We start from the raw sequence: 12,593 nt of genomic DNA on the forward strand, positions 1-12,593 counted from the left end.
TGTGCCCGACCTGAGGCGGAGATTTTGCCTCACATCAAGGTCTGTTACTCAATCGACACCCAACCGGACTCCTCATGAGTGATCGGCTTGGATGGCGATGCGGACCGTACACGGTCCGAAGGGCCCACTTCAAAGGCGTCCCACCGTGTACTTCCCGTGATCTAGACCTCCGAAAACCCGGATTTTCCCGGCTTTACGACAGCCTGCGTGGCCACGGAGAGTAGATGGCCAGAAACTCGCCCTTGTGATCGATCACACACGAGCCTCCCGGATGGGCGACCAGAAATTTCCGCGCAAAGCGAACATCGTCGCGTGTCCGCGACATGCTCTCAGATAGGCAGGGTGACGCGCATCACGAGTCCACCCCCCTCGCGCGGCTCTGCCGCGATATGGCCCCCGTGTGCGCGGGCCACCGACCGGGCGATGGACAGGCCGAGACCCACGCCCTTGTCGCTGCCCGTACGCTCCGTGCGCAGCCGCCGGAAAGGCTCAAAAAGATTGTCGATCTCGTACGCGGGAACCACCGGACCTGTGTTCGAGACCACCAGTACCGCGTGTCCGTGCTGGACCAGGGTCGTGACCTCGACCCAGCCGTCCTCCGGCACGTTGTACCGCACCGCGTTCTGGACGAGGTTCAGGGCGATCCGCTCCAGCAGGACACCATTGCCCTGGACGACCGCCGCGGCGCGCTCCCCGCGGATCTTGACGCCCTTCGCCGCGGCCTCGCCGTGCACCTGGTCGACGGCCTGTGTGGCGACCTCGGCGAGGTCCACGGGCTTGCGCTCCACGATCTGGTTGTCGCTGCGGGCGAGCAGCAGCAGGCCCTCGACGAGCTGCTCACTGCGCTCGTTGGTGGCGAGCAGCGTCTTGCCGAGCTGCTGCAGCTCCACCGGGGCTCCCGGGTCGGACAGGTGCACCTCGAGGAGTGTGCGGTTGATCGCGAGCGGGGTGCGCAGTTCGTGCGACGCGTTGCCGACGAACCGCTGCTGGGCGGTGAAGGCCCGCTGCAGCCGCTCCAGCATGTCGTCGAAGGTGTCCGCCAGCTCCTTCAGCTCGTCGTCCGGGCCGTCCAGCTCGATCCGCCGGGACAGGTCCGAGCCCGCCACCGCGCGCGCGGTGCGGGTGATCCGGCCGAGCGGCGACAGGACGCGGCCCGCCATCGCGTAGCCGAAGGCGAAGGCGATGATCGCGAGACCGAGCAGGGCGAGCAGGGAGCGGCTGAGCAGGTCGTCCAGGGCGTGCTGGCGCTGCTGGTTCACGCAGGCGTTCATCGCGTTGTTGAGCTCGGTCGCCGTCGGGTTCGACGGGAAGTTGCAGCTGCTGCTTCCCACCTGTCCCGAGAGGATCTTGAAGGGGAGCTCACTGCCCACGTTCAACGCCTGCGCCGCGAGCAGATAGATGATCGACAGCAGCATGATGCCGGCGATCAGGAACATGCCGCCGTACAGCAGTGTGAGCCGTATGCGAATGGTCGGACGCAGCCAGGGGAACGGGGGTTCCGCCCTTCTGGGGTCCCAGGTGGGCTTCGGAGGCGCCGTGGGAGGCGCGGGAGTCGTGGCCACCGGGGATCAGATCCGGTAGCCGGAGCCGGGCACGGTGACGATGACCGGGGGCTCCCCGAGCTTGCGCCGCAGGGTCATGACGGTGACCCGGACGACGTTGGTGAAGGGGTCCGTGTTCTCGTCCCAGGCCTTCTCCAGAAGCTGCTCGGCGGAGACGACGGCGCCCTCGCTGCGCAGCAGCACCTCCAGGACGGCGAACTCCTTGGGCGCGAGCTGGACCTCCTTGCCGTCGCGGAAGACCTCGCGACGGTTGGGGTCGAGCTTGATCCCGGCGCGCTCCAGGACGGGCGGCAGCGGCACGCTCGTACGGCGTCCGAGGGCACGCACGCGTGCCGTCAGCTCGCTGAACGCGAACGGCTTGGGGAGGTAGTCGTCGGCGCCGATCTCCAGGCCCTCGACACGGTCGCTGACGTCGCCGGAGGCGGTGAGCATCAGCACGCGCGTGGGCATGCCGAGCTCGACGATCTTGCGGCAGACGTCGTCGCCGTGCACGAGCGGGAGGTCGCGGTCGAGGACGACCACGTCGTAGTCGTTGACGCCGATGCGCTCCAGGGCGGCCGCGCCGTCGTACACGACGTCGACGGCCATGGCCTCCCGGCGCAGTCCGGTGGCCACCGCATCGGCGAGCAGCTGCTCGTCCTCGACGACGAGTACGCGCACGTCGCTTGTCCTTCCTCTGTCCACCCGCGTAGCGCCACTTCGGCGCACGCGGGTGGGGGGTCTGTCACGGGTAAGGCCTCCATCCTGCCCTTTTCGGCCATAAACCGGCTGTAAGACGGGTGAGAGGCGCCCAGTACGCCGGTTCCGGCCCCCGGGAATGCCAGATTTTCTCGTCGGGTTGAGGTTTCCACGGAAGGGAGCGGGGGGAGGACGGCTTTACACCCCGCGATCACGCTCTGCATGTGGCAAGCCACCTTGTGGTACGTCCAACCGCTTCCGCAGAGCGGACGTGGGTGTCCGGCACCGTCGCCGCCCAGCCCGGGCAGCGCTGGGCACCCTCTGGAGACGTGATCGCCCCTTCCCAACGGCACACCCCCGTGCCAACGACCCACGACCCAGGACGAGGGGGCGCAGCATGGACGCATTCACCGCAGGACTTCTGCAGCGCATAAGGGCGACCGAGTCCGACCTGACGCGGGCTCGCGAAACAGGCGACGACTTCCTCGCGGAGGTCGAGCAGGCCGAGCTCGAGGACCTGCGCCGCCTTGCCGCCGAGCACGGTGTGGAGGTCGGCGCGTCGCGCGTCTGAGCAGTTCGTACAAGAGCGGGGCCCCGGCATCGATCCAGTGCCGGGGCCCCGCTCCGTAGTCGTGCGTACCTAATTCCGTAGCCGCTGTACGGACCGAGGACGGCGGGAGTCCTCAGTCGTGCCAGGCGCCGAACTCCTCCAGGAGCCGCTGGAGGGGCTCGAAGACGCCCGGGGAGGCCGCGATCGCGAGATCGCCCGCGGGGCGCTCTCCGGGGCGTCCACCGGTCAGGGCGCCCGCCTCACGGGCGATCAGGTCGCCCGCCGCGAGGTCCCAGGGGTGCAGGCCGCGCTCGTAGTAGCCGTCGAGGCGGCCCGCTGCCACGTCGCACAGGTCTACGGCCGCCGAACCGCTGCGCCGGATGTCGCGCAGCAGTGGGATCAGCCGATGGGCGACCTCCGCCTGGTGGACCTTGACCTCGGTCACGTAGTTGAAGCCGGTCGAGACCAGGGCCTGGTCCAGCGGCGGCGAGGGACGGCAGGCCAGCCGGCGCTCGCCGACCCAGGCTCCGGTGGCCCGGGCGCCCCGGCCGCGCACGGCGCTGTAGGTCTCGCCGCGCATCGGTGCCGCGACGACCCCGACGACGGTCTCGCCGTCCTGTTCGGCCGCGATGGAGACCGCCCAGGTCGGCAGCCCGTAGAGGTAGTTCACGGTGCCGTCGAGCGGGTCCACGACCCAGCGGATGCCGCTGGTGCCCTCACTGGCGCCGCCCTCCTCGCCGAGGAAGCCGTCATGGGGGCGGTGCTGGGAGATCAGGTCGGTGATCAGCTTCTCGGCGGCGATGTCCATCTCGGTGACGACGTCGATCGGGCTGGACTTGGTGGCGGCGACCGTGAGATCCGCCGGGCGGCCGTCCCGCAGCAGCGCGCCGGCACGGCGGGCCGCGTCGTGCGCCAGCTGGAGCAGTTCGGTGTGCAGGGGCTCGATCACGGTGCTCCTCAGGCGTACGGGCTGTCGGCGCCCGCGGCGGCGGGCTTCGGGGCACGGGCCGGGCAGCAGCCCACCGGGCACAGGCCGTGACTCGCGCCGAGCGCGCCCAGGGCGCAGGGTGTCACCCGCAGCCCGTTCTCTGTCGCGGCGCGCTCCAGGACGAGGTCGCGGATCGCGGCGGCGAAGCGGGGGTCGGCGCCCACGGTGGCCGAGCGGCGCACGGGCAGTCCCAGCTCCTCCGCCTTGGCCTTCGCCTCCGTGTCGAGGTCGTACAGGACTTCCATGTGGTCCGAGACGAACCCGATGGGGGCCATCACGACGGCCGGGACCCCGGCCCCGTGCAGCTCCTCCAGGTGGTCGCAGATGTCGGGCTCCAGCCACGGGATGTGCGGGGCTCCGGAACGCGACTGGAACACGAGCTGCCAGGGGTGCTCGGTGCCGGTCTCCTCGCGGACGGCGTCGGCGATCAGCCGTGCCACGTCCAGGTGCTGCTTGACGTAGGCACCGCCGTCGCCGTGGTCCTCGGCCGGGCCGGAGCTGTCGGCGGCCGCGGTGGGGATGGAGTGCGTGGTGAAGGCGAGGTGCGCGCCCGCCCGTACATCCTCGGGGAGCTCGGCGAGGGACTTCAGGACGCCCTCGATCATGGGCTCCACAAAGCCGGGGTGGTTGAAGTAGTGCCGCAGCTTGTCGATCTTCGGCAGCTCCAGTCCCTCGGCCTCCAGGGTCGCCAGGGCGCCGGCGAGGTCCTCGCGGTACTGCCGGCAGCCCGAGTACGAGGCGTACGCGCTGGTGGCGAGGACGAGGACGCGGCGGCGGCCGTCGGCGACCATCTCGCGCAGGGTGTCGGTGAGGTAGGGCGCCCAGTTGCGGTTGCCCCAGTACACGGGCAGGTCCAGGCCGTGGTCGGCGAAGTCCTTGCGGAGGGCGTCGAGCAGACCACGGTTCTGGTCGTTGATCGGGCTGACCCCGCCGAACAGGAAGTAGTGCTGCCCCACTTCCTTCAGCCGTTCCTTGGGGATGCCCCTCCCCCGCGTCACGTTCTCCAGGAACGGAACCACGTCGTCCGGGCCTTCGGGGCCGCCGAACGAGAGCAGGAGCAGGGCGTCGTAGGGGGTGGCATCGAGCGCATCTGGCATGCGTCCGATCCTGCCATCCGTCGCTGACAGCCGGACAACAGCCACGTGACGAGCGGAATCGGGGAGGACCCGACAGAAGCGTTAGGGTCACCTAACCAGTAAGCTGTATTAGCCATCTTCACGCCTTACCGGAGTCCGGCCGCACGCGGTGACCGTGCGGCCGGGCCGAGCCCACCGGAGACCCCTCGTGCCGAGCCCGTACCGCGCCCTGTTCGCCGCCCCCGGCTCCAGGGGGTTCTCCGCCGCGGGCTTCCTCGGCCGGATGCCGCTGTCGATGATGGGCATCGGCGTGGTGACGATGATCTCCCAGCTCACCGGGCGGTACGGGCTCGCGGGCGCGCTGTCGGCGACCATGGCGCTGGCGGCCGCGGTGATGGGCCCGCAGGTCTCCCGGATGGTGGACCGGCACGGTCAGCGGCGGGTGCTGCGCCCCGTCACCCTGTTCGCGCTCATCGCGGCCGCCGGGCTGCTGCTGGCCGCGCACTTCGAGTGGCCGGACTGGGTGCTGTTCCTCTGCGCGGCGGGGATCGGCTGCGTCCCGAGCATGGGCGCGATGGTCCGGGCCCGCTGGGCGGCCCTCTACGGGGGCACCCCGCAGTTGCACACCGCGTACTCCTTCGAGTCCGTGGTGGACGAGGTCTGCTTCATCTTCGGGCCGATCTTCTCCATCGGCCTGTCCACGGTGTGGTTCCCGGAGGCCGGTCCGCTGCTCGCCGCCTGCTTCCTGGCCGCGGGCGTCTTCTGGCTCACCTCCCAGCGCGCGACCGAGCCCGTGCCGCATCCGCGTGAGCAGCACACCAGTGGTTCGGCACTGCGCGCGGCCGGACTCCAGGTCCTGGTGGCCACGTTCGTGGCGACCGGAGCGATCTTCGGGGCCGTGGACGTGGTCACCGTGGCCTTCGCGGAGGAGCAGGGCCACAAGGGTGCCGCGAGCGTGGTTCTGGCCCTCTATGCGGCGGGTTCCTGCGTGGCGGGAGCCGTGTTCGGACTGCTGCACCTCAACGGGGCGCCCGAACGTCGGTGGCTGCTGGGCATATGCGCCATGGCCGTGAGTATGATCCCCCTGCTACTGGTCGGAAACTTGCCGTTTCTGGCCGTGGCGCTGTTCGTTGCGGGCCTGTCCATCGCTCCCACGATGATCACGACGATGTCCCTCATCGAACAGCACGTACCACGCGCGAAACTGACCGAGGGCATGACCTGGGTGAGCACCGGACTCGCGGTCGGGGTCGCGCTCGGCTCCTCCGTGGCCGGCTGGGTGATCGACGCCGCCGGTGCGAAGGCCGGGTACGGGGTTCCGGCGGTGTCCGGAGCCGTCGCGGTCGCGGTCGGATTCCTCGGGTATCGCCGGCTGAGCAGGCCGGTTCCGCAGCGGGAGGGGACCCATGAGCACCACAGTGAGCGGGAAGAGCGGCACGTGGCGTAACTGGGCGGGGAACGTCACCGCCCGTCCCGTGCGGGAGGTCGCCCCCGCTTCGGTCGAGGAGCTCGCCGCGGCCGTACGCAAGGCGGCCGACGACGGCCTGAGGGTCAAGGCCGTCGGCACCGGGCACTCCTTCACGGCCGCCGCCGCGACCGACGGCGTGTTGATCCGCCCTCAACTGTTGACCGGAATCCGCAACATCGACCGCGAGGCCGGGACCGTCACCGTCGAGGCGGGCACCCCGCTCAAGCGTCTCAATGTGGCTCTCGCGCGCGAGGGGCTGTCGCTCACGAACATGGGCGACATCATGGAGCAGACGGTCTCGGGCGCGACCAGTACCGGAACGCACGGCACGGGCCGCGACTCGGCCTCGATCGCCGCGCAGATCAAGGGCCTTGAACTGATCACCGCGGACGGCTCGCTCCTCACCTGCTCCGAGAAGGAGAACCCCGAGGTCTTCACGGCCGCCCGCGTCGGCATCGGCGCCCTGGGGATCGTCACCGCGATCACCTTCTCCGTAGAGCCCATTTTCCTGCTCACGGCCCGCGAGGAGCCGATGACCTTCGACAAGGTCACCGCCGACTTCGACGAACTCTTCACGGAGAACGAGCACTTCGAGTTCTACTGGTTCCCGCACACCGGCAACTGCAACACCAAGCGCAACAACCGCAGCGCCGGCCCCGAGAAGCCGATCGGGCAGATCGGCGGCTGGATCGAGGACGAGTTCCTCTCCAACGGGGTCTTCCAGGTGGCCAATCTGGTCGGCCGCGCCGCGCCCGCCACCATCCCGACGATCGCGAAGATCTCCAGCCGCGCGCTGTCCGCGCGGACCTACACCGACATTCCCTACAAGGTCTTCACTTCTCCGCGCCGGGTGCGCTTCGTGGAGATGGAGTACGCCGTTCCGCGCGAGGCGCTCGTCGAGACGCTGCGCGAGCTGAAGACGATGGTCGACCGCTCGTCCCTGCGGGTCAGCTTCCCCGTCGAGGTGCGCACGGCCCCCGCGGACGACATCACGCTCTCCACGGCGTCCGGGCGGGAGAGCGCCTACATCGCCGTCCACATGTTCAGGGGTACGCCCTATCAGGCGTACTTCACCGCGGCCGAGCGGATCTTCACGGCGCACGAGGGCCGCCCGCACTGGGGCAAGGTGCACACCCGTGACGCGGAGTACTTCTCGAAGGTGTATCCGCGCTTCGGTGAGTTCACGGCACTGAGGGACCGGCTTGACCCGGATCGGCGCTTCGGGAACGACTACTTGCGTCGGGTGCTGGGCTCGTAGCCGAACCGTCCGTGGGCGCCGGGGTGTCGGCCGGCGCCTGCGAAGCGGCACTGGAACTCGGCGTCGGCGCCGGGGTCGTGACACCGCCGTCACCCTGAGGGGCGTCGGCGCCGGAACCGCTTTCGGTGCCGGGGGTGCTGTCGGTGGCCGACGGCTCCCCCGACGAGGATCCGCTCGACGGCGTCGTACCGGGCTTCGAGTTGGAGCTGGAGCCGCCGCTCTTGAAGGCGTCACCGACGGTCGTGCTCGTGCCGTCGCCGCTGAAGCTCTGCCCCGACACCAGCTCGTACGTCGTGATCCCCGCCATCGTGACGCCGAAGACGAGCGCCGCGGCCACCACCGGCCGCTTCCAGCTCCTGACCCTGGCGCGGTAGACGGTGCCCGCGGTGAACTGCCCCGTCACCGGGGTCTGCTGGGGCCTCGGCTTCGTCTGGACCGTCACATCACGGAGCTGCTCGCCGGTGCGCTTGAAGAAGTGCTGGAAGACGGTGCCCCCACAGGTGGCGATCGCGCTGACCACTCCGGCGCCCAGGATCGTCCCGTACACCCCGAAGTAGGAGGCGAGTTTGGCCGCCACCACCGCCGCCACGGCGCTGCCCGCCACTTGCGGAAGGCTCAGGTCCACCCGCTTCTTCCTCTGCTCCCCCTCCTTCGCCCTCGGTTCCTCGCCACCAGCCGACTTCTCACGCATCCCCGGACCTTGCCTGCCTTTCCCGTACTTCTCGACCGCTTGCACGAGAAAGGGACGAATAGGCGAAACCTTTGGTTCCGTTTCCGGCGATTACGTGAAGTACGACACGTTTCAAGGTCACGAATACGGCGCAACGGACGGCCAACTACCACCCCCCGCTAGAAGTTGGGCGGCGCGCCGATCCACGCACGTGGCCCGAATGGAGTACTGTTGCGAGCCCTGGGTCCGGACTCCCGCCAGGGTGTCCGGGGCCTGACAGGACCGCCGAGAGGGGGCTCGTTGCACAGGGTGATGGAGTTCGTCACTTAGCGTTGCGAATAGGTAACCGTGCCATAACGGCGACCCCGGGCCCGTGCCCGACACGCCGGGCAACTCGGCAAGGTTGTGGCAGGCTGCACCCGGGCAGGCCACACTCGACTAGCGGAAGCAGCGACGCACGTGACGTCGGCAGGCACCACCCGGGAGGTCCCCATGCCCGAACTGCGTGTCGTGGCCGTCTCTAACGACGGCACACGGCTGGTGCTGAAGGCTGCGGACAGCACGGAGTACACGCTTCCGATTGACGAGCGTCTGCGCGCCGCTGTTCGCGGCGACCGTCCCCGCCTCGGCCAGATCGAGATCGAGGTGGAGAGCCATCTCCGCCCCCGAGACATCCAGGCGCGGATACGCGCCGGCGCCTCCGCGGAGGAAGTCGCCCAGCTCGCGGGAATCCCCGTCGACCGGGTGCGTCGCTTCGAGGGCCCCGTGCTCGCCGAGCGCGCCTTCATGGCCGAGCGGGCCCGGAAGACTCCTGTCCGCCGCCCCGGTGAGAACGCCGGACCCCAGCTCGGCGAGGCCGTCCAGGAGCGGCTGCTGATCCGGGGCGCCGAGAAGGACACCGTCCAGTGGGACTCGTGGCGTCGAGACGACGGCACGTGGGAAGTGCTGCTGGTCTACCTGGTCGCGGGCGAACCGCACTCGGCGAGCTGGACGTACGACCCGCCCCGGCGGCTCGTCCAGGCCGTCGACGACGAGGCACGCTCGCTGATCGGCGAGTCCGACGATCTCGCGGCCCCCGAACCGAGCTTCCCGTTCGTCCCGCGCATCGCACGGCTGCCGCGCGACCGCCCGCTGGACCGTGCCCTGGACCGGCAGATGGAGCGCCCGAGCCTACCCGGGCCCTCCCCCGAGCCGGTCCAGGAGAGCGTGAGCGACCGCGACTCGCTCACCAGCCTCCTGGAAGCGGTGCCCAGCTTCCGGGGCGACATGGTGGTGCCCGAGCGGCCCGCCACCACGGAACTCCCGGCGACGGAGGAACCCCCCACCGAGCCCGAGGCGGAGGAGCCCCCGGCCCCCGCGGCCTCGGCCGGTGCCGGTTCCGCCTACGCGGACGTGCTCATGCCCCGCTCGGTCGGCAGCCATCGCGACCGTCTCGTCGGCGCGACCGACCGCCAGGCCGAGGCCGACGGCGTCCGCCCGGGCCGCAGAGCGGCGGTCCCGAGCTGGGACGAGATCGTCTTCGGGACACGACGGAAGAAGCAGGATTAGTCGGTTGTACGACAAAGGGGCCCGCGCCAGGCTGGAGCGGGCCCCTTTGCCGTTACTCGGGGTCGGGGCCGGCCGCGACTTGCCGTTACTGGGGGTCGGGGCCCACCGCGACCGGACGGCCGCCGTCCCGCGACCACTCCGACCAGGAACCCACGTACAGAGCCGCCGGGATGCCCGCGACGGCGAGCGCCAGCACCTCGTGGGCGGCGGAGACGCCCGAGCCGCAGTAGACGCCGACCTCCGAAGTGCCGGTCACGCCGAGGGACTTGAAGCGCTCAGCGAGCTCGTCCGATGGCCGGAACTCGCCGGTCTCCGTGACGTTCTCCGTGGTCGGCGCCGAGACCGCGCCCGGGATGTGCCCGCCGACGGGGTCGATCGGCTCGACCTCGCCCCGATAGCGCTCACCGGCCCGGGCGTCCAGCAGCAGCCCCGTACGGGCCAGCGCGGCGGCCCCGTCCGCGTCCAGCAGCGGCCGGGCGCCCGGTACCGGCTCGAAGGTTCCGGGGGCGGGCTTCGAAACCTCCGAGGCCACCGGCCCGTTCCAGGAGGCCAGCCCGCCGTCAAGCACGCGCACCGACGGATGACCCGTCCAGCCCAGCAGCCACCAGGCCCGCGCGGCGGCCCACCCCACGCCACCGTCGTACACGACGACATCCCGGTCCGTGGACACCCCGGCGGCCCGCATCGCGGCGCCGAAGACCTCCAGGTCGGGCAGGGGATGGCGGCCGCCCTTCCCCGGCTCCCCGGCCAGTTCGGCATCCAGGTCGACGAAGACCGCGCCGGGGATGTGCCCTGCCTCGTAGGCGGCCCTGCCGTCGAAGGGAGCGGCCCCGGCGGCCGTGGCCACGGAGAGCTGCCAGCGGATGTCGAGCACGACCGGCGGGTTCGGTCCCACCAGATCGCTCGCGAGTTCGGATGCGGAGATGATGGCGTTCATGGCCACCATCCTCGCCTACGGGGTGGCCCCGGCGTCCAGGTCCGGCTACTCTGCTCGGCCGGACAGGTCCGATCACCCGGCGTACGGGATCGGGCACATGCTGTACAACCGATGGACACCCCCCGGCAATCGCGCGGAAACGGATGGGAAACGGCACATCGGGCATTCTCCGGCGGTGGGCCGCTACACGACGACGCCGTCGGGGCGCGCAGGGTGACGGGTGGTGCGAGCATCGGCACGGGGCGTGCACGCGCGCGATTGCGGTACGCGGTTGGTAGGCGGAAGGTGAACGGCCACCGCGAGGGGCCGAGAAGAGAGTGACGATGACCGAGGCACGGGAGTCGGCCGGCCCGAAAGGCACCACGAACGCTCGGCACGCGCCCGGCGTGCCCTGCTGGGTGAGCCTGATGGTGCACGGAATGGCGACGACCCAGGAGTTCTACGGAGAGCTGTTCGGCTGGGAGTTCCAGCCGGGCCCGCGGCAGCTCGGCCCTTATGTGCGGGCCCTGCTCGACGGCCACGAGGTGGCGGGGATCGGACAGATGCCACCCGACCGGCATCTGCCGGTCGCCTGGACGCCGTATTTCGCCTCGGAGGACGTGAACCACACCGCCGAGTCGGTACGGCATTGCGGCGGCACCGTGGGCGTGGGCCCCTTGGACGCCGGAGAGGCCGGGCGACTGCTGATCGCCTCGGACCCCACAGGCGCCGTCTTCGGGGTCTGGCAGGCGGCGGCCCATCTGGGCACGGCGCTCCACGGGGTGCACGGCACGCCCGCCTGGATCGAGTTGCTGACCCGGGACACCGAGAGCGTCGTCAAGTTCTACCAGGGGGTCTTCGGACACGAGCCGGAGGCGGTCGTCTCGGCCGACTTCGACTACGTGACCCTGCACATCGACGGCCGCCCGGTGGCCGGCATGCACGGAGTCGGCCACGGGCTGCCCCGCGACCGCGGCTCGCACTGGCTGACGTACTTCGAGGTCGCGGACGTGGACGAGGCCGTCGCCGAGGCCACCCACCTCGGCGGACACCTCCTCAAGGCGGCCCACGACTCGCCCTACGGACGGGTGGCCACGGTGGCGGACCCGGAGGGCGCGGTGTTCTCGGTGATCCGCACCGAACGGTGATCGGCGCGGAGCGGTAACGGCCGCAGAGCGATGATCCGTACGAAGGGTCAGGCGGAGGCGATCGGCAGTACGTCCGGCGAGAGGGCGCCCGCGCGGGCCGTCGCCGCCGTCATCCGGCGCCGGTGGTGTCGGCGGCACAGGACCTCGTAGCCGATGTCCTCCGCCTGATTGACGTCGCCCACGACCACCTGGGCGCCCTCGACGACCATTTCGCCCCCTATCGTGCGGGCGTTGTGGGTGGCGCGGGCGCCGCACCAGCACAGGGCCTCGACCTGGAGGACCTCGACCCGGTCGGCGAGCTCCACGAGGCGCTGGGAGCCCGGGAAGAGCTTGGAGCGGAAGTCGGTGGTGATACCGAAGGCGAAGACGTCGACACCCAGGTCGTCGACCACCCGGGCCAGTTGGTCGATCTGTCCGGGAGCCAGGAACTGGGCCTCGTCCGCGATCACGTAGTCCGCCCGGCCGCCCTGGGAGAGGTGGTCGACGAGGTAGGCGTACAGGTCCTGGTCGTCGGCGACCTCCACGGCGTCCGTGACCAGGCCGAGGCGGGAGGAGAGCTTGCCCTCTCCCGCGCGGTCGTCGCGCGTGAAGATCATGCCCTGCAGGCCCCGGGCCGAGCGGTTGTGCTCGATCTGGAGAGCCAGCGTCGACTTCCCGCAGTCCATCGTTCCGGAGAAGAACACCAGCTCGGGCATGGGGAGTTGAGCACCTTTCGGCAAGAAGGGGGGCAG

At 70.4% G+C, this 12,593-nt stretch carries 12 protein-coding genes; 5 read left to right on the forward strand and 7 right to left on the reverse strand.

What is annotated here, in order from left to right:
- Positions 1–329: 329 nt before the first annotated feature.
- On the reverse strand, positions 330–1,562 hold the full coding sequence (locus OG568_RS14875; RefSeq protein WP_266586595.1) for a sensor histidine kinase: 1,233 nt from the start codon (positions 1,560–1,562) through the stop codon (positions 330–332).
- Between the two features lie 6 nt (positions 1,563–1,568).
- Positions 1,569–2,222, reverse strand: a complete 654-nt coding sequence (locus OG568_RS14880) for a response regulator transcription factor (RefSeq protein ID WP_010983842.1) — start codon at positions 2,220–2,222, stop codon at positions 1,569–1,571.
- A gap of 415 nt (positions 2,223–2,637) precedes the next feature.
- Between OG568_RS14880 and OG568_RS14885 the strand changes: the two genes are divergently transcribed.
- On the forward strand, positions 2,638–2,811 hold the full coding sequence (locus OG568_RS14885) for a hypothetical protein (RefSeq protein WP_165854003.1): 174 nt from the start codon (positions 2,638–2,640) through the stop codon (positions 2,809–2,811).
- A 112-nt stretch (positions 2,812–2,923) separates the two neighbouring features.
- Here OG568_RS14885 and OG568_RS14890 read toward each other — a convergent pair whose 3' ends face one another.
- Positions 2,924–3,739: an inositol monophosphatase family protein gene (locus OG568_RS14890; RefSeq protein ID WP_329531902.1), complete on the reverse strand. Its 816-nt coding sequence runs from the start codon at positions 3,737–3,739 to the stop codon at positions 2,924–2,926.
- A gap of 8 nt (positions 3,740–3,747) precedes the next feature.
- Entirely contained in the window at positions 3,748–4,875 is a 1,128-nt protein-coding gene (locus OG568_RS14895; RefSeq protein WP_329531903.1) for a ferrochelatase, read from the reverse strand.
- A 187-nt stretch (positions 4,876–5,062) separates the two neighbouring features.
- On the opposite strand from OG568_RS14895, the gene OG568_RS14900 reads away from it, so the two are divergent.
- Both OG568_RS14900 and OG568_RS14905 read left to right on the forward strand, forming a co-directional pair.
- Positions 5,063–6,301, forward strand: a complete 1,239-nt coding sequence (locus OG568_RS14900) for an MFS transporter (RefSeq protein WP_329531904.1) — start codon at positions 5,063–5,065, stop codon at positions 6,299–6,301.
- Positions 6,261–7,580: a D-arabinono-1,4-lactone oxidase gene (locus OG568_RS14905; protein ID WP_329531905.1), complete on the forward strand. Its 1,320-nt coding sequence runs from the start codon at positions 6,261–6,263 to the stop codon at positions 7,578–7,580. Before OG568_RS14900 ends, OG568_RS14905 begins: the two co-directional genes overlap by 41 nt.
- On the opposite strand, the gene OG568_RS14910 is transcribed toward OG568_RS14905, so the two are convergent.
- Entirely contained in the window at positions 7,504–8,271 is a 768-nt protein-coding gene (locus OG568_RS14910) for a hypothetical protein (protein ID WP_329531906.1), read from the reverse strand. The genes OG568_RS14905 and OG568_RS14910 overlap by 77 nt on opposite strands.
- Positions 8,272–8,742: 471 nt before the next feature.
- Here OG568_RS14910 and sepH point away from each other — a divergent pair, with 471 nt between their 5' ends.
- Complete coding sequence (gene sepH, locus OG568_RS14915) at positions 8,743–9,798, forward strand: septation protein SepH (RefSeq protein ID WP_329531907.1); 1,056 nt, start codon at positions 8,743–8,745, stop codon at positions 9,796–9,798.
- 85 nt (positions 9,799–9,883) lie between these two features.
- On the opposite strand, the gene OG568_RS14920 is transcribed toward sepH, so the two are convergent.
- Positions 9,884–10,735: a sulfurtransferase gene (locus OG568_RS14920; protein WP_329531908.1), complete on the reverse strand. Its 852-nt coding sequence runs from the start codon at positions 10,733–10,735 to the stop codon at positions 9,884–9,886.
- A 323-nt stretch (positions 10,736–11,058) separates the two neighbouring features.
- Between OG568_RS14920 and OG568_RS14925 the strand changes: the two genes are divergently transcribed.
- Positions 11,059–11,862, forward strand: a complete 804-nt coding sequence (locus tag OG568_RS14925; protein WP_266586578.1) for a VOC family protein — start codon at positions 11,059–11,061, stop codon at positions 11,860–11,862.
- 47 nt (positions 11,863–11,909) lie between these two features.
- Here the strand turns inward: OG568_RS14925 and OG568_RS14930 are convergent, their stop codons facing one another.
- On the reverse strand, positions 11,910–12,557 hold the full coding sequence (locus OG568_RS14930) for a thymidine kinase (RefSeq protein ID WP_266430144.1): 648 nt from the start codon (positions 12,555–12,557) through the stop codon (positions 11,910–11,912).
- Positions 12,558–12,593: the final 36 nt, after the last annotated feature.

The organism is Streptomyces sp. NBC_01450 (assembly GCF_036227505.1).
Taxonomy (GTDB): Bacteria; Actinomycetota; Actinomycetes; order Streptomycetales; family Streptomycetaceae; genus Streptomyces.